Origin of the sequence: Microcoleus sp. FACHB-831, assembly GCF_014695585.1 — a bacterium.
Classification (GTDB): Bacteria; Cyanobacteriota; Cyanobacteriia; order Cyanobacteriales; family FACHB-T130; genus FACHB-831.
The window spans coordinates 49,961-66,830 of record NZ_JACJON010000029.1 but is presented as its reverse complement, the minus strand read 5'-3'; the positions used below and the strand labels follow the sequence as shown (position 1 = coordinate 66,830).

At 45.3% G+C, this 16,870-nt stretch carries 11 protein-coding genes; 5 read left to right on the top strand and 6 right to left on the bottom strand.

Annotated features, from left to right (window positions below; genetic code table 11):
* Positions 1 to 355: 355 nt before the first annotated feature.
* Together psaA and psaB are read left to right on the top strand one after the other, a co-directional pair.
* Entirely contained in the window at positions 356 to 2,611 is a 2,256-nt protein-coding gene (psaA, locus tag H6F77_RS05740) for a photosystem I core protein PsaA (protein WP_190486208.1), read from the top strand.
* Between the two features lie 79 nt (positions 2,612 to 2,690).
* Positions 2,691 to 4,907 carry a photosystem I core protein PsaB gene (psaB, locus tag H6F77_RS05735; protein ID WP_190486206.1) on the top strand — a complete coding sequence of 739 codons (2,217 nt, stop codon included), beginning with the start codon at positions 2,691 to 2,693 and terminating at the stop codon, positions 4,905 to 4,907.
* Positions 4,908 to 5,108: 201 nt separating this feature from the next.
* On the opposite strand, the gene H6F77_RS05730 is transcribed toward psaB, so the two are convergent.
* Positions 5,109 to 5,321 (bottom strand): helix-turn-helix domain-containing protein, encoded by a 213-nt coding sequence (locus H6F77_RS05730; RefSeq protein ID WP_190486261.1) that lies wholly within the window; start codon positions 5,319 to 5,321, stop codon positions 5,109 to 5,111.
* Positions 5,322 to 5,435: 114 nt separating this feature from the next.
* Between H6F77_RS05730 and H6F77_RS05725 the strand changes: the two genes are divergently transcribed.
* Entirely contained in the window at positions 5,436 to 5,918 is a 483-nt protein-coding gene (locus H6F77_RS05725) for a hypothetical protein (protein ID WP_190486204.1), read from the top strand.
* Between the two features lie 231 nt (positions 5,919 to 6,149).
* Complete coding sequence (locus H6F77_RS05720; RefSeq protein ID WP_190486203.1) at positions 6,150 to 8,153, top strand: NYN domain-containing protein; 2,004 nt, start codon at positions 6,150 to 6,152, stop codon at positions 8,151 to 8,153.
* Between the two features lie 54 nt (positions 8,154 to 8,207).
* Here the strand turns inward: H6F77_RS05720 and H6F77_RS05715 are convergent, their stop codons facing one another.
* Entirely contained in the window at positions 8,208 to 9,977 is a 1,770-nt protein-coding gene (locus H6F77_RS05715; protein WP_190486201.1) for a serine/threonine protein kinase, read from the bottom strand.
* A gap of 370 nt (positions 9,978 to 10,347) precedes the next feature.
* Positions 10,348 to 11,220 (bottom strand): alpha/beta fold hydrolase, encoded by an 873-nt coding sequence (locus tag H6F77_RS05710; protein ID WP_190486199.1) that lies wholly within the window; start codon positions 11,218 to 11,220, stop codon positions 10,348 to 10,350.
* A 226-nt stretch (positions 11,221 to 11,446) separates the two neighbouring features.
* Between H6F77_RS05710 and H6F77_RS05705 the strand changes: the two genes are divergently transcribed.
* Complete coding sequence (locus H6F77_RS05705) at positions 11,447 to 11,875, top strand: C6orf136 family protein (protein ID WP_190486197.1); 429 nt, start codon at positions 11,447 to 11,449, stop codon at positions 11,873 to 11,875.
* A gap of 204 nt (positions 11,876 to 12,079) precedes the next feature.
* Here the strand turns inward: H6F77_RS05705 and H6F77_RS05700 are convergent, their stop codons facing one another.
* The 3 genes from H6F77_RS05700 to uvrA form a co-directional block, all read right to left on the bottom strand.
* Positions 12,080 to 13,462, bottom strand: coding sequence for a Sll1247 family protein (locus H6F77_RS05700; protein WP_190486195.1), 1,383 nt, complete (start codon positions 13,460 to 13,462; stop codon positions 12,080 to 12,082).
* 191 nt (positions 13,463 to 13,653) lie between these two features.
* A complete protein-coding gene (locus H6F77_RS28260) occupies positions 13,654 to 13,782 on the bottom strand; it encodes a hypothetical protein (protein WP_255515696.1) in 129 nt (42 codons plus the stop codon).
* A complete protein-coding gene (uvrA, locus tag H6F77_RS05695) occupies positions 13,775 to 16,768 on the bottom strand; it encodes an excinuclease ABC subunit UvrA (protein ID WP_190486193.1) in 2,994 nt (997 codons plus the stop codon). The genes H6F77_RS28260 and uvrA overlap by 8 nt, the downstream gene beginning before the upstream one ends.
* Positions 16,769 to 16,870 lie beyond the last annotated feature (102 nt).

Genomic DNA, 16,870 nt, shown 5'->3' with positions numbered 1-16,870 from the left:
CCTCTAGTGTTAATTTTGCTGATTGTTTAGTTTTGTTTACAAAATCAAAACCCCCTTGACTTTTTCCACAGTCTCCCTGCGGTGTAAGCCTACTTACACCTGGGATTGACCTAATTTGAATTATTGTTAAGTGCCTCGGAACAGGCGTGAGGCAAGGCCTATAATTTTCCAAAAGAACCCATCCCAAGCGGATGAGCTGTAAAGTTACATCTGACTTGATGGTAAGAATCTCTGTTTAGAATGCGGATAAAAGCTCCGCTCAGGAAAGTAAGCCTTCCCACCTACTTTTCTGCCGATAAAAACCTATTTCAAAGGGGACATTTCTCGTTACTTGTCTCATGAGAGGAGAGTCAACATGACAATCAGTCCTCCGGAGCGAGAGGCAAAAGTAAGGGTTGTAGTCGATAAAGACCCGGTTCCCACTTCATTTGAGAAGTGGTCCCAGCCAGGTCATTTTGACCGCACCCTAGCTAGAGGACCCAAAACCACCACCTGGATTTGGAACCTTCACGCCAACGCTCACGATTTCGATAGTCATACCAGTGACCTAGAAGACGTATCTCGGAAAATCTTCAGCGCACACTTCGGTCACTTGGCAGTCATTTTTGTCTGGTTGAGCGGCATGTACTTCCATGGCGCTCGGTTTTCCAACTATGAAGCTTGGCTAACCGACCCCACTGGTATCAAACCCAGTGCCCAAGTAGTATGGCCAATCGTAGGTCAAGAGATTTTGAATGCCGATGTGGGCGGTGGCTTCCACGGAATCCAGATCACCTCTGGTTTCTTCCAAATCTGGCGTGCTGCTGGCTTCACAAACACATTCCAGCTCTACTGCACCGCAATTGGCGGCTTGGTAATGGCTGCTTTGATGCTGTTTGCTGGTTGGTTCCACTATCACAAGCGCGCTCCCAAACTGGAATGGTTCCAGAATGTGGAGTCGATGCTGAACCACCACCTGGCAGGATTGCTGGGTCTGGGCTGCCTATCTTGGGCAGGACACCAGATTCACGTTGCTTTGCCAGTTAACAAGCTGCTAGATGCTGGCGTGGCTCCCGGAGACATACCCTTGCCCCAGGAGTTTATTCTGAACTCAAACTTGATGGCAGAGCTATATCCTAGTTTTGCTAAAGGTTTGGTTCCTTTCTTCACCTTGAACTGGGGTGTATACTCTGACTTCCTCACCTTTAAGGGCGGGTTGAACCCAGTTACGGGTGGCCTGTGGTTGTCGGATACGGCACACCATCACCTAGCACTTGCCGTACTGTTCATCATCGCCGGTCATATGTACCGGACGAACTGGGGTATCGGCCACAGCATTAAGGAAATTCTAGAAAACCATAAAGGCCCCTTCACTGGAGAAGGCCACAAAGGTCTCTACGAAAACCTCACAACATCTTGGCACGCCCAATTGGGTATCAACCTGGCAATGCTGGGTTCTGTTACCATCATCGTTGCTCACCATATGTACGCGATGCCTCCGTATCCGTACTTGGCTACCGACTATGCTACGCAGTTGTCCATATTCACTCACCATATGTGGATTGGTGCATTCTGTATCATAGGTGGAGCAACTCACGCGACCATATTTATGGTTCGGGATTACGATCCGGTGGTTAACCAAAACAACCTGCTAGACAGGGTGTTACGTCACCGGGATGCAATCATATCTCACCTAAACTGGGTGTGTATGTTCTTGGGATTCCACAGCTTCGGGCTGTACGTCCACAATGACACGATGCGTGCATTGGGTCGTCCTCAAGACATGTTCTCGGATACGGCAATTCAGTTACAGCCGATATTTGCCCAGTGGGTGCAAAACATCCACACACTAGCTCCGGGCGCAACTGCTCCCAATGCTCTACAGCCTGCAAGCTATGCTTTCGGCGGCGGTATCGTGGCTGTGGCTGGCAAGGTGGCAATGATGCCGATAGCGTTGGGTACGGCGGATTTCATGATCCACCACATTCACGCTTTCCAAATTCACGTCACCGTACTGATTCTATTGAAAGGATTCCTGTTTGCTCGCAGCTCTCGTCTGGTTCCAGACAAGGCTAATTTGGGCTTCCGTTTCCCCTGCGACGGTCCTGGTCGTGGCGGTACATGTCAGGTTTCTGGTTGGGATCACACGTTCTTAAGCCTGTTTTGGATGTTCAACACTATCGCGATCGCGGTTTACCACTTTAGCTGGAAAATGCAATCCGATGTGTGGGGTACTGTCAACGCTGATGGAACGGTGGATCATATCACGGGTGGTAACTTTGCTCTAAGTGCCATCACTATCAACGGCTGGTTGCGTGATTTCCAATGGGCACAAGCTGCTCAAGTGATTCAGTCCTACGGTACGGCACTATCAGCTTACGGTCTGCTGTTCTTGGGCGCTCACTTTGTTTGGGCCTTTAGCCTCATGTTCCTGTTCAGTGGCCGCGGCTACTGGCAAGAGTTGATTGAGTCTATTGTTTGGGCGCACAATAAACTGAAGGTTGCCCCAACGATTCAGCCTCGTGCTCTAAGCATCATTCAGGGCCGAGCTGTCGGAGTGGCGCATTTCCTTCTAGGAGCGATCGTCACTATATGGGCCTTCTTTGAGGCGCGCATCCTTTCAATAGGATGAGTCAGGAGTGAGTAACGAGTGCTGAGGAATGAGTACAATAACTCACTCATCAGCACTCAGTCAGATAATTGAGGAGACTATGGCGACAAAATTTCCCAAATTTAGCCAAGACCTCGCTCAAGACCCGACAACACGTCGGCTCTGGTACGGGATTGCGATGGCTCACGATTTTGAAAGCCACGATGGCATGACGGAGGAGAATCTTTATCAAAAGATTTTCGCCTCCCACTTTGGCCACTTGGCAATCATCTTCTTATGGACATCCAGCCTCCTGTTCCACGTTGCTTGGCAAGGTAACTTCGAGCAGTGGATTAAAGATCCTTTAAATGTCCGTCCCATCGCTCACGCGATTTGGGACCCTCACTTCGGTCAACCGGCAGTCGAGGCTTTTACCCAAGCTGGTGCTACTAACCCGGTCAATATTGCTTACTCTGGCGTGTACCACATGTGGTTCACCCAAGGGATGCGGACGAACAATGACCTGTACCAAGGTGCAGTGTTCCTGCTCGTGCTGTCTGCAATCTTCTTGTTCGCAGGTTGGTTGCACTTACAGCCCAAATTCCGCCCCAGTCTTTCCTGGTTCAAGAGCGCTGAACCCCGTTTGAACCACCACTTAGCTGGTCTGTTCGGCGTCAGTTCTTTGGCTTGGGCAGGACACCTGATTCACGTTGCTATCCCAGAATCTCGCGGTCAGCATGTAGGTTGGGATAACTTCCTGACTACGCTGCCTCACCCAGCTGGTTTGCAGCCGTTCTTCACGGGTAACTGGGGAGTGTACGCGGAAAACCCTGATACCGCAGGTCATATATTCGCCACTTCTCAAGGTTCTGGTACTGCGATTCTGACGTTCTTGGGTGGCTTTCATCCTCAAACGCAGTCGCTGTGGCTGACGGATATCGCGCATCACCACTTGGCGATCGCGGTCATCTTCATCATCGCCGGCCACATGTACCGTACTAACTTCGGAATTGGTCACAGCATCAAAGAAATGCTCAACGCCAAAGAATTCTTTGGCACCAAGACTGAAGGCCAGTTCAACTTGCCTCACCAAGGCTTGTACGACACCTATAACAACTCGCTGCACTTCCAGTTGTCCATACACCTGGCAGCACTAGGAGTTGTTACCTCTCTGGTGGCGCAGCATATGTACTCTCTGCCTCCCTATGCCTTTATGGCTAAGGACTTCACAACTCAGGCAGCGCTGTACACCCACCACCAATACATTGCTGGCTTCCTGATGATCGGTGCTTTTGCTCACGCAGCCATCTTCTGGGTGCGCGACTACGATCCCGATCAAAACAAAGGCAACGTGTTAGATCGCGTGTTGCAGCATAAAGAAGCGATCATCTCTCACCTCAGCTGGGTGTCATTGTTCCTGGGTTTCCACACCTTGGGCTTGTACGTCCACAACGATGTAGTGGTTGCTTTCGGAACTCCTGAAAAGCAAATACTGATCGAACCGGTGTTTGCCCAGTTCATTCAAGCTTCTCACGGTAAAGTGCTGTACGGCTTTGACACTCTGTTGTCTAATGCTGATAGCGTTGCCTCGACGGCTGGTGCGGCTTGGCTTCCCGGTTGGCTTGATGCTATCAACAGCGGGACTAACTCTCTGTTCTTGACAATTGGCCCTGGCGATTTCCTGGTTCACCACGCGATCGCACTAGGTCTCCACACCACCACCCTGATTTGCGTCAAAGGTGCGTTGGATGCTCGCGGTTCTAAGCTGATGCCCGATAAAAAGGACTTCGGCTTCACCTTCCCCTGCGACGGTCCTGGCCGTGGCGGTACCTGCCAAACTTCGGCTTGGGAACAGTCCTTCTACTTAGCTATGTTCTGGATGCTTAACCTTCTGGGTTGGGTAACCTTCTACTGGCACTGGAAGCATTTGGGTATATGGCAAGGCAACGTAGCTCAGTTCAATGAGTCCTCTACTTACCTCATGGGCTGGCTGCGCGATTACCTCTGGCTGTACTCTGCTCAGCTGATCAACGGGTACAACCCCTACGGTATGAATAACCTGGCGGTCTGGAACTGGATGTTCCTCTTCGGACACCTAGTTTGGGCTACTGGCTTCATGTTCCTGATCTCTTGGCGCGGTTACTGGCAAGAGTTGATCGAGACTTTGGTTTGGGCACACGAACGCACTCCTCTGGCGAACCTGGTTCGCTGGAAGGACAAGCCAGTTGCTCTGTCCATCGTTCAAGGTTGGTTGGTTGGTCTAGCTCACTTCACGGTTGGCTACATCCTCACCTACGCCGCCTTCTTGATTGCCTCAACGGCTGGCAAGTTCGGTTAATCCGGCTTCTAGTCTGGTAGATAATTAATAAAAAATCCCTCACCTTCGGGTGGGGGATTTTTTTGTAGTAGTTGTGGGATTGGTGAATTTAAAGCGGCGATCGCAATCAAATTGGCATTGTTCTTCTGTTCGTAGATATTTGCTTAAATACTTATCAACGCACTTAAGCGAAAGTCATATATTAAAGGAGTAAGCGATCGCTTACTCCTCTACAATCTCTACCAAATCTTCAATCATCACATCAAACGTCCTAGCCAACTTTTGCAGAGAAATAAAGTCAACAGTTGACATCCCCGGACAACGGGCATAATGTTTGACGGTGTTGTAAATCACGCCGGAACGTTCCGCAACTTCCTTGAATGTCCAGCCCTTCTCAGCAGCTAGTTCTCTAACTTTTAATCTAACTAATCCCATACTTGACATAAGGTGAGATACCACCTTATGATTATAGTTTAAAAGCGATCGCCCCCAAGTCTCGCAAACCAAAGGCGATCGCCACAATGCCCCAAAATTAGGGAGGCAACTTCTATGTTATCAACACAACAGCCGAAATCGCTCGTCATCAAAGAATCAAAAATTGTACACAAATCGTGGATAGTGCATCCGCTGGCACGATTTGTAACAGAAGAGACGGCTGCGATGCTATGCAAGATTGATGAAGAAGAGATATATAAAATTAGCTGTTGGCGCTACGTTGTCCACGTACATGGCAAAGGTGTAAGCCGTTTTGTCAGCTACGCCGATTTTCCAGCAATTTTGGCACTTAATCCGCCAACGCCTGAAGACTTCGCGCTATGGCGCAAGCGGTGGAGAACCAAGTCTAAAAGCAAGCAAGCACCAGAATTTTGGACAAACTTCTATAAACAGCAGTTCCAGAAGGCTGAATCGCCTGGTAACTTGCTATGTTGGGGAAAATTGGTTGCTTTGGTGAAACAAGTTATGTCCTCTGAAGCACTACAAAGACTCCGAGAAGTCTATAAGCGGGAAAAATACGCTTGGCAGCATTTTTGAAGATCGCGATCGCCCTTCTTGCGTAATAAAAGAAGCTAGCAGAAGAAGCCAAGCTAAAATCAGCAATGGTGGTAGACAGCGATCGCAACGCTGCCTTTTAATCTTGTTTGCAATACTAGAATAATCCTCCCCACAACAACCGGGGCAGAGTGGGTATAACTGTTTGGCAACAGCCAGATAAAATGCCCGCCTTGAGGACAATCTACTCGACTAGGTTGTAAACAGCTAACAATGACAACCAGAAACCCCCAAGAGGAGCGGATTTTCTTGCGTGAGGTATTACAGACAACCTTCCGGAGTAAAGGCAACCAGGAAGAAGTATACCCACTTTTGCAAGCCAACATAGATAAGCTTGATGGCAGCTTTGCACAACTGTTTGGTAAATGGGTATCTGCTAACTTGCGTGCAGCAGAACCAGCCCAAGCAAGAGGTATGGCACAAAGAATCGTCAAATTATGTTATCTCGTGCAGCAGTTTCCTCAAGGAAATCAGACTGCTAACCTGGCGATCGCGATCGCTGGTTACGAAGCCTGCTTACAGACTTTAACCCGCGATGCCTTCCCACAAGATTGGGCTAGTACCCAAGAAGCCCTAGATCTGGCTTACAAACAACGCCAACAACTTATAGAAAGTGCCGCAACAGAAACTTCAACGGATAGCGACATTGCCCAACTCAAGCAGCAGATAGCAGCAACCCAAAATAACCTCAAGACCCTTACAGAACAGTTCCAACAGTTATTGCAAACCACACAACAAATTGAACAATTAAAAACAGCGATCGCGCAACTTAATCAACAAGCTGTATCACCCGTACCGCAACAGGATTTAACACCTTTAATTTCAGCCATTAAAGAACTTCAACAACAAAATGCTTTGCAAGAGTCTACTAAACCCGCCGCAAATCAAGCCCCAGGTCAATATTTTAATACAGCCATATTTTACGATATAGAAAACTTGACCAACGGCTACGCACTTAGCAAAGATTTAATTGCCGACCTATCCCTTAATAGAATTTTGCAACTAATTAAACAAACAAATAAAATTGGTCATATTGCCAGCCAACGCGCTTATGCTAATTGGGGGCATCCTATACTAGGCCAACTGAGGCGGGAAATTTTACACTTAGGTATTGAACCGATACAAACCTTCGGATTTGGCATATTTCACCAAAGAAATGCAGCCGATATTCAATTAACTATAGATGCGATGGAATGCGCCCATTTGCGATCATCTATCCAAGTTTTTGTCATAGTATCGGGGGATGGGGCTTTTGCATCGTTAGCCAACAAACTGCACCAGTATGGAAAAACTGTAGTTGGATGTGCATATAGAGAAGCAATAAATCCTATATTAGAAGCTGTTTGTGATGCCTTTGTACTGATACCAAATCCTAAACAAAGAGAGCAAGAAGAAGCATCAATAAATAGTTTAGAGGAGCGAGAAGATAATAGCAGTACTCCACCCAAGGTACGCGATCGCCGTTCAGAAGAAATCATTACTCAGACTAAAGAAGTTTTGCACTCAATTGAGGCAGATACAGAATATAACACGCGCCTTATACAAGAGGGCATACTTATGCCCAGGGTGCATCAAATCCTCAAAACTAAAATACCAGACTTTGATGAAAAATATAGACAAGCAGGCTTTTTAACATTGAAACCATTTTTAACTGCTGTTTGTGAGGGAACCAAATTTTACCTTGCCCAAAATGAACCCAGCAAATTATTAATTAGAGGCATTACGCCAACAGACTCCAATGCATCTTTAGCATACATTAGTTCAGATATCGAGGAGGTTCATTCTGTTGAAACATACCTAGCTATTCTTTCTACCGGACATCCCATATTTAAACCGCCTTCGCCAGAAGATTTAAGACAAGTAGCTCGCTACCTCGCCAAAAATCCTTTTCAAAGCGAGACCCTGGGAGAAAAAATAGAAAAGTTAGTAAATATTCTGGGGAAACAAGTAAACCAACAATCAATAAAAAACTCTCTTTTAGCGTTTTTATCAGCTGGATGTTTTACTAGAGAACCTGATGGAGTACCGTTAGCCGTGCAAACTTTGATATTAAAGCAAAAGTGTCAATCTGTAGAATCATTATTGGAGGCTTTAAGAGAAGGTATAGAAAGCAAGCTGAAAAACCGTTTAAGTGAGATAGATGGCAACATACTGCGGCAGATTATTCCATTAAATGACCATACTACAGAAGATGCGGAAGACGGGATTGAGGAATAGCGATCGCGTCCTGGTAAATCGAGAATTTTTTGTGAAGAATAACACTCCTCAATTCTACATATGGGATTTAGCGTTAATTTCTTGAAGGCGGGTACCAGGGTTAATATCGCGGATTGTTCTAACCTCGCGACGCCGCGATTGTTGTTGGATACCTGACCGATATGTAGCGTTTGACATTGTATCCTTTTCGGATTTAGCTTGCAGAAGTTGCTGTTCGCTGTACTCAGCAATCTTGGGTTTCACTTTAGCATAGGCAGTCGTTCCTTCAGGAATCTGTTTAATGAAGCGTATAGCGCCAGTAAAGTCTTTTAGTTCCGCACGATTGTAAGCTTGCTGTAATAAGTAATCTGCTTTGATGCGTTGCTTTTCCGTGTACTCAGACAGCTTTTGTTCAACTAAAACTCCACTGGGAGTATCGTTGGGAATTTGTTTAAGATATTGGAGAGCGCCACTAAAATCTTTCAGCGAAGCGCGAGAGTAGGCTTTTTGTAAAAGCTCTTGAGCTTCCGCTTCAAGGTTGGGTTTCGCTTGCTCGACAAGGACTTCTACTTTTTGATTCCAAAAGTAAATATCTGGAATCTGACGAGCCTCCTGAAGCACATCTAACCAACGACCTTCATTAAATGCCTTTTCAGCTGCCATGAATTCAGCGGCGGCAATATTCCAGTTGTGGCGCCACTCGCGCAATGCAACCTGTGCTTCAGGATAGGCAGGACTGGTGGAGGGAATAGATTGAGCTAAAGCGATCGCTTGCTTTAAATCCCCCGTCTGGTATTCTTCCGTTGCCTTGTATAAAACATCTGTCCCCCCTTCCGATGTAGAAACTTGGGAAAGAGTATACATCCCGCCAGCGACAACGATACTATTAGCGGCAATACCCAATCCCATGCCTCTAACAAAAAAAGACTTAGGAATTTTGAGCTTAAAATTGGGAACTTTAAAGGTGAGGCTTTTCTTTTCTGGTTGTTGATTTATTACAGGCATATTTGATAGCGATCGCAACACATCAGATGCGGATTGGTAGCGGTCTTGGAAGTCGTAGCGCACCATCTTGTTAATGATAGAAACAAGCTTGTCGCTGACTGGCACGAGGTCTTTCCAAATCACCTCGCGAGTATCAAGATCTAAATTGAGTTGCGTTGGTTCCAGGCCAGTAAGCGCTAGAATGGCAATCAAGCCAAGCGCATAAATATCGCTGCTCGGTTTAGCATTACTTGTAAGTTGCTCGGCGGGAATATAACCTAACGGTAAATTTTCGAGATTATTTTTAGTTGCATCTAACGGTCTTTCATAACAGCCAGATAATGCTAATTCAAAATCTTTATCTATTTGCTGCGCTGCACCAAAATCAATTAAACATAACTTGTTATCCCCGGCGCGTCTGATCAAGTTGTCCGGCTTGAGATCGGAATGCATAATCCCCTCGCCGTGAACAAATTCCAGGATGGTCAAGACTTCTCTGAGCAGTCCGACAACCCGCTCTTCACTCCAGCGTTTGTTGCAGCGTTGGCTCAGAGGCATTTCCTCACTAAGCGGATGTCCTTCAATCAACTCCAGTACTAGGTAGAACTGTTGTGCGTAGTCAAAACAATCTAACAGGGTGGGAATCTGTTCGTGATGTCCGAGTTTTTTAAGCGTTTCTGTTTCAGCGCGTACTCGGTGGCTGAGAGATGTGAAATATCTACGGTCTTCACCTGCGGGCTTGATGTGTTTGACGACACACTTGGGGTTGTCCGCACGGTGAGTATCAAGGGCAATGTATGTCTGTCCGAATGCACCTGCACTGAGGACTGAGACAATTTGGTAACGCTCTTTTAGTAACATTGGGTGGATCGTGGCGCTAGTTGTCCAGTAAATCTGTTCTTACCTCGTATAGATCTATGTTTTCGGGCAGATATTTCTTTTTCCGGAAAGAGCTAAGCAGCGTCTTTGGGCGATCGCGATACTCGCTGCGCTACGCATCCTCTCCCAGGGACTCAAGCAAGCTACAAAGCAGCAAGGGCGCATACCTTGCGCCCTTGGTACATATAATTTCAAGCCCTAATAGGGATTTATACCGCCTTGCTCATCCTACAGGCGGGTTTACGGATAAAAATCTAATACCAAACTCTGCGCCTTAACCGGGGCTGCAATAAGCTAACAATTTGGTGCTAAATGGCTAACCCCCATTCCCCGGCAAATCACAAAACTTTTGTCACGAAACAGAATAATCCGCGAGCCACTCTCGCATATACTGATTCACAAGCACGGGCTGCTCTTGCTGAACCCAGTGGCTACAATTGGGGATGTACTTGATACTAAAGTCTCTGACATAAGCTTCTGTTCCGTAAGATAATTCTTTACCAAGTGCTGTGTCGTTCTCACCCCATATCATCAGTGTCGGTGTCTCTAAAATACCCCACTGCGGTCTAGCTAAACTCTGGGATGCGTTGCGGTAATAGTTAAGCATCGCCGTCAATGCACCGCGTTTAGCAGCAGCATCTTTGTAGGCATTAATATCTGCCTTGCTGAAAGCACTTTTGTCAACAGCCATACCCAGAAAAGCCGTTTCAATTGCTGCGTAATCGTTAACTTGCAGCCCCCATTCTGGTAGTCCGGGTAGCTGAAAAAAGAATATATACGAACTGCGTAAAAGTTGTGGAGGAGTACGCAAACCTTCAATGAATCTAGCAGGGTGAGGGATATTCAATACGATTAACTTTTCTACCATAGAAGGGCGATCGTAAGCAAAACACCAAGCGATCGCGCCTCCCCAATCATGAGCAGCAAGCACGCAACTTTCGTACCCTAATCCCTTAATTACTCCCTCAATATCTTTAATAAACTCAGACATCACGTAAGCCGATTGTTGTGGCGGCTTTTCGCTTTCGTTGTAGCCGCGCAAGTCAAGAGCTACAACTTTAAAATTTTTGGCAAATTCTGGTATTTGATGCCGCCACGAGTACCAAAACTCAGGAAATCCATGTAGCATTAGCATCAAAGGGCCTTCCCCTTGCGTAACATAGTGCAGTCTGATGCCGTTGCTGATAATGTACTCGTGTTTCCAAGAACCTTCTAAGACGGACATTGATATTTCCTCTGCTTTTGCGGCGATTCTATCAGCTTGGAAAATACTGCGTCACCGTCTGTTAGGAGGATTTTAAATTGCCGGGTAATTGCTTAAACTGAATATAGTTAAAATTTCTCCTAGATCTTGCTGCCGCTAAATTATTATAAATAGTGGCAACATTAAATAAGGGGCAAATATTGATAAAGTATAAATCCAGAAAGCGTGAATGTGGTGGTATTAGTGAATGGAATATGAATTGCAAGTGAAACAAGTGTTGGAGACGCTTAAAAAAGATCTGCCGACGCTTTTTGAGCAAGATATCTCCTACGACATTTATACCAATGATATCTACTTTCAAGATCCGGTAAATAAATTCAAATGGAAGTTTAATTATCGGATTATTTTTTGGACGCTGCGATTTCACGGTCAGCTATTTTTTACAGAAATTAATTTCGATCTGCATGACATAAATCAGATAGCCGAGGACACCATTTTAGCGAATTGGACGGTAAGGGGAATTTTGCGCGTCCCTTGGAAAGCTAAGGTATTTTTCAATGGCTATTCTACATACAAACTGACAAAAAATGGTTTGATATACGAACACATCGATACGTGGGATAGAAAACCCAGCGAGATTTTGCAGCAGTTTATCCGTAAAGGAGAGCAAAGCTGAATAAAAGTGCAACAGCCCTCCTAGATGAATAATCACCAGAATCATTCCTCCAGTTGAAAGCATTTAACTATGCAAAGTGTAGAAAAACGCCAGTATCCAATCAGCGACCAGTCGAGTAGCATGGCTGTCCAGCTTAACGCGATCGCCTGTTAAAGTTAATAAAATTCCGCTTCGCCCCGACTCACCCTGGAGTAATTGGAAATATTACTGCGGGCGTTTAAGTTTAGTCTGAGAAAAAATTCTATATCCATTCTCATCAACATTAGAATTCTCAGCTATATTAGCTTTTTTCATGTTAACCAAGTTGTATTGAACATTTTCAGTATAAATTGTAATTGTAATTTTTAATATTTCTAAGAAATTAATCACCCACTGACATTCTTCTTGATCGTAACATTCATAGTATTCAATTACTTTGGCAATACAAACTTCTAAATGAGTACGAGTAGGGGGTGAAATAAGAATGATTTTGAGCAAAAGCATTACTAAAGTTAGGGCATTACCTTGAGAAGCTAATGCCATAAACAGCGGAGAAGGTTCGCCATTTTTCTCAGTAATTAAATAGTCAATAAGGCGATTGCAAGTTTTGAGAATAAGCGATTTATTTACAGTATAGTCACTATAATCTTCATAAGCAACCTCTAGCTTTTCTCCTATTTGTTTTTTTATAGATTCTACAAACTCATAATTTTCTGAAGAATAAAATAAATATTTAACTAAGCTCTGTTTAAAATAATTGTACTTAATACCTTCAGTTTGTTTTAAAAAAATATTAGCTATATTTGCGTAGCTGAAATTACCGCGTTTTGCGACTACTTTCTTGATTAACCGCAGTGCTTCATCACCTAGAGCTGTAGGGTTTTCAGGTTTCCTATGCCTTGATGCAGCAGATTCAGACCGAGCTGTGTACATCGCCAGATCGAACTTGAACTGATCTTTTAACTGCTTTGCTAATCCTTTAGCAGCTTGGCGTTGTTCTATTGAGTTGTTAGAATCAATATATTGAGGAGCTAGCAAATAAGAAGTATAACGAGACTTCCAGTGACCTTTATCCCAATCAGCGTATTTAGCTACAAATAACTTAAGGTCTTGATAGTTCTGGCTGTTAACAAAATTATGAATCCAAACATTGAGAGTTTTTAAATTTCCCGAAGATGTACGTGCATTAGCAGCTGAATTAGAAAAAATTTTGACTAAATCTTGAGTATATTTATATTGTCTAGTAGCGACCCAGTTATTCAGTAAAATATAACAGCAGCGCTTTAAAGTATTAATAAAATCTTGTTCATTGGCAGATGAAATTAGCTGGTGTATAGCTTGATGGGGATTTGAGGAACCAGTTTTAGCAGCATTAATAAATAAGTTGTTGAACTCATATAAAACTAGCTCTGGAGACCATTGCTTAACAATGTCCAGAAAAAACTGGCAAATTGTTTCCTGCGGCGTGGAAAGATGCTGCATTGAAGTGTATGACTTAAGCAGTAGCTCAGTCGGATGATCGTTTGGCAAGGCATAGTCGAGTATAGGAGTCCTCAGAACCCTTGCTTGCTTAGTTGTAACTTCAGGTAATAAGCTCTGAGCTGACATGGTGTTATAAAGAATTCTTAATTTTAAATGTAATTGTTTTTCCTCCTATACTGGGTGATTGAAGGTCTTGATAGTTTATGACAGTCGCCGCACGAAGCTGTGAGGCAAGTATTTAATAATTGTGACGCCAGTCACTCAGGCAATGGCGTTGATAGCGCAAAGCCTCTGCACCGAACGTTCTGGGGAATTATTTATGCAGTGCGAGTTCTAGTGGAATCGTCTCTGGATTCGGGTTTGCAGCTACACACTTGTAGCGATCGCGTGCTTGGTGTTGGCTGAGTCAGATGGCGATCGCCGATCGCCATCTCCTTTTTATTCACTTTTCACCTTCGCAGGATGTTGCTGCAAAACCTGCTGCAAATATTGCCCCGTGTAAGACCTCGAATTTTTCGCCACTTCTTCTGGCGTTCCAATGGCAATTAATTCTCCTCCCTTGTCGCCACCTTCTGGCCCCAAATCTATCACCCAATCCGCACAACGAATCACATCTAAATTGTGTTCGATCACCAAAATTGAATTACCCTTATCCACCAATCGCTGCAACACATCCAGCAACTTATGGACATCGTAAAAAGATAAACCCGTCGTCGGTTCATCTATTAAATAAAGAGTCTTACCCGTAGCGCGGCGAGATAGTTCCGACGCCAGCTTCACTCGCTGTGCTTCACCACCAGAAAGCGTAGGCGCTGTTTGTCCTAAATGAACATAACCCAAACCTACATCTATTAAAGTTTTCAACCGAGGCGCAGCTTTGGGAATATTCTTGAAAACCTCCGCAGCTTCTTCGATTGTCATGTTGAGAACATCAGCAATAGAATGCCCTTTGTACTTTACTTGCAGAGTTTCTCTATTGTAGCGATCGCCCTTACAAACTTCGCACTGCACGTACACATCTGGCAGGAAATTCATCTCAATTACATTCACTCCCTGCCCGCCACAAGCTTCGCATCTTCCGCCTTTAACATTGAAAGAAAACTGCCCTGGCTTGTATCCCCTAGCCTTAGCCTCGATAGTTGCAGAAAAAATATCCCGAATCGCATCAAACACACCAGTATAGGTAGCCGGATTAGAACGCGGAGTCCTACCAATTGGAGATTGGTCGATTACAATTGCTTTATCAATACAATCCAATCCCTCAACAGCATCCACATTTTTTGGAAACGGTATTTTCCGAGTGAGATGGTGTTGCAAAGCTGGGTAAAGTAACTCATTAACTAGCGTCGATTTGCCAGAACCAGACACGCCAGTAATGCAGACAAGTTTTCCCAGTGGAATTTCTACATCTATATTTCTTAGGTTGTTGCGATGGGCATTTTTGAGGGCGAGAAATTTCCCATTTCCATCCCGTCGCTGCGCTGGCGTTTCGATAACTTGTCGCCCGGAAAGATAAGCACCCGTGCGAGAATCGTCTGCTGCTAGCAATGTCTCAAAATTACCTTGCGCGACAATGTGCCCGCCCCAAGTTCCCGCACCAGGGCCAATATCTATAATATGATCGGCAGCGCGAATGGTTTCTTCATCGTGTTCCACGACAATTAATGTATTACCCAAGTCGCGCAATTTTACCAGAGTTTGCAACAATCGTCCGTTATCTCTTTGGTGCAATCCGATACTAGGTTCGTCTAAAACGTAGAGTACGCCCGTAAGTCCAGAACCAATCTGAGTGGCGAGGCGAATTCGCTGCGCTTCTCCGCCAGAAAGTGTCATTGCTGGACGGTCTAAAGTTAGGTAATCTAAGCCGACATCCAAGAGAAATTGCAGTCTAGAGCAGATTTCTTTAAGGACAAGATGGCCAATTTGCGATTGGCGATCGCTCAACTTCAAATTATCAATTCTCTCCCGACAATCCCGAATTGAAACAGCGGTTAATTCTGCAATCCGACAATTCCCCAACTGCACCGCTAGGGCTTCCGGTTTGAGTCTCTTCCCCTTACAAACTTCGCATTGCTCGTCTACAAGATATTGTTCTAATTTCTGCTTATACTGTTCTGAGCTAGTTTCGTCATAGTGGCGCTGTAAAAGTGGAATAACTCCTGAAAATCTTCGATGTCCACCGTTGTCGCTACCACCATATAAAATATTATGTTGATGTTCGGGCGATAAGTGGTTCCAAGGGGTTTGGAGATTGATACCGTATGCTTTACCCATCGCAGACAGCTGGGACAAACCGCTTTCTTTTTCTGCCCAAGGCGCGATCGCTTCTTTTAATGGCTTGCTGGGATCTGGTACTATTAAATATGGCGAAAACTTCCGCAAATTGCCCAACCCGTGACATTCGGGACACGCACCATAAGGCGAGTTAAAGGAAAACAATCGCGGCGAAAGTTCTTCCATCACCGCCCCATGTTCGGGACACGCAAAGTTTTCTGAAAAGACTAATTCGTGAGGCTTTTGCTGATGGGAATCTTCCCCATCTGTAGAGGTTTCCTCTGAATTTTTTGACATTTTTGTACTGTCTGGGCTAGAATTACCTTTATGCAAGGCAGAACTATGTCTAGCCGATGTATCATTTAATATGTCAATGACCGCAATTCCACTGGCATGACGCAAGCAGGTGGTGAGAGAATCGGTCAGACGCTCCTGAATACCGAGTTTCTTGATAAGCCTGTCAACGACAATTTCTATAGTGTGTGTATAATTTTTATCTAAGTCGATGGAATCGCTAAGTTCGCGCACCTCGCCGTTAATGCGGATGCGGACAAACCCTTCAGAAGCGAGACTGGATAAGAGTTTTTGGTGAGTCCCCTTTTTACCGCGCACGACGGGTGCGAGGATTTGGAAGCGCGTGCCGTCGGGGAGTTCCATGATGCGATCGCACATCTCATCGACAGTTTGAGGCGCAATAGAGCGATCGCATATCGGACAGTGAGGTTCGCCAGCGCGTCCGAACAACAGACGCAGATAATCGTAAATCTCTGTCACCGTCCCGACTGTAGAGCGCGGGTTGTGGGATGTTGATTTTTGGTCAATCGAGATAGCTGGGCTAAGTCCCTCGATGGCGTCTACATCAGGTTTATCTAGCTGTCCCAGGAATTGTCTAGCATAGGCGCTGAGAGATTCAACGTAGCGGCGTTGCCCTTCTGCAAAGATGGTATCGAAGGCGAGGGAAGATTTGCCAGAACCAGAGACACCAGTGAAGACGATTAAGCGATCGCGCGGCAGTTCCAAATCGAGATTTTTCAGGTTATGCTGCCTAGCGCCACGAATGCGAATCGTGTTATCGCTGTTATCTTTTACGCCTTTAGGGTGATGACCGTTTTGAGATGCAACTGGCAGAGAGTCTGAAAGGTCGGCTGGTTGAGACATGGAAGCAGAGCGGAACAGTGCTTAACAATCATAGCGCTGCGCGTTTTAGACTAACCTCAATCAAGCGACAACTTTTATTGGGTTTTTCTCCGGCGATCGCGG

What these genes read in the sequence shown, in the direction of transcription:
- psaA (WP_190486208.1), top strand. Translation starts at nt 356, where the DNA reads ATGACAATCAGTCCTCCGGAGCGAGAGGCAAAAGTAAGGGTTGTAGTC.
- psaB (WP_190486206.1), top strand. Translation starts at nt 2,691, where the DNA reads ATGGCGACAAAATTTCCCAAATTTAGCCAAGACCTCGCTCAAGACCCG.
- H6F77_RS05730 (WP_190486261.1), bottom strand. Translation starts at nt 5,321, where the DNA reads ATGGGATTAGTTAGATTAAAAGTTAGAGAACTAGCTGCTGAGAAGGGC.
- H6F77_RS05725 (WP_190486204.1), top strand. Translation starts at nt 5,436, where the DNA reads ATGTTATCAACACAACAGCCGAAATCGCTCGTCATCAAAGAATCAAAA.
- H6F77_RS05720 (WP_190486203.1), top strand. Translation starts at nt 6,150, where the DNA reads ATGACAACCAGAAACCCCCAAGAGGAGCGGATTTTCTTGCGTGAGGTA.
- H6F77_RS05715 (WP_190486201.1), bottom strand. Translation starts at nt 9,977, where the DNA reads ATGTTACTAAAAGAGCGTTACCAAATTGTCTCAGTCCTCAGTGCAGGT.
- H6F77_RS05710 (WP_190486199.1), bottom strand. Translation starts at nt 11,220, where the DNA reads ATGTCCGTCTTAGAAGGTTCTTGGAAACACGAGTACATTATCAGCAAC.
- H6F77_RS05705 (WP_190486197.1), top strand. Translation starts at nt 11,447, where the DNA reads ATGGAATATGAATTGCAAGTGAAACAAGTGTTGGAGACGCTTAAAAAA.
- H6F77_RS05700 (WP_190486195.1), bottom strand. Translation starts at nt 13,462, where the DNA reads ATGTCAGCTCAGAGCTTATTACCTGAAGTTACAACTAAGCAAGCAAGG.
- uvrA (WP_190486193.1), bottom strand. Translation starts at nt 16,768, where the DNA reads ATGTCTCAACCAGCCGACCTTTCAGACTCTCTGCCAGTTGCATCTCAA.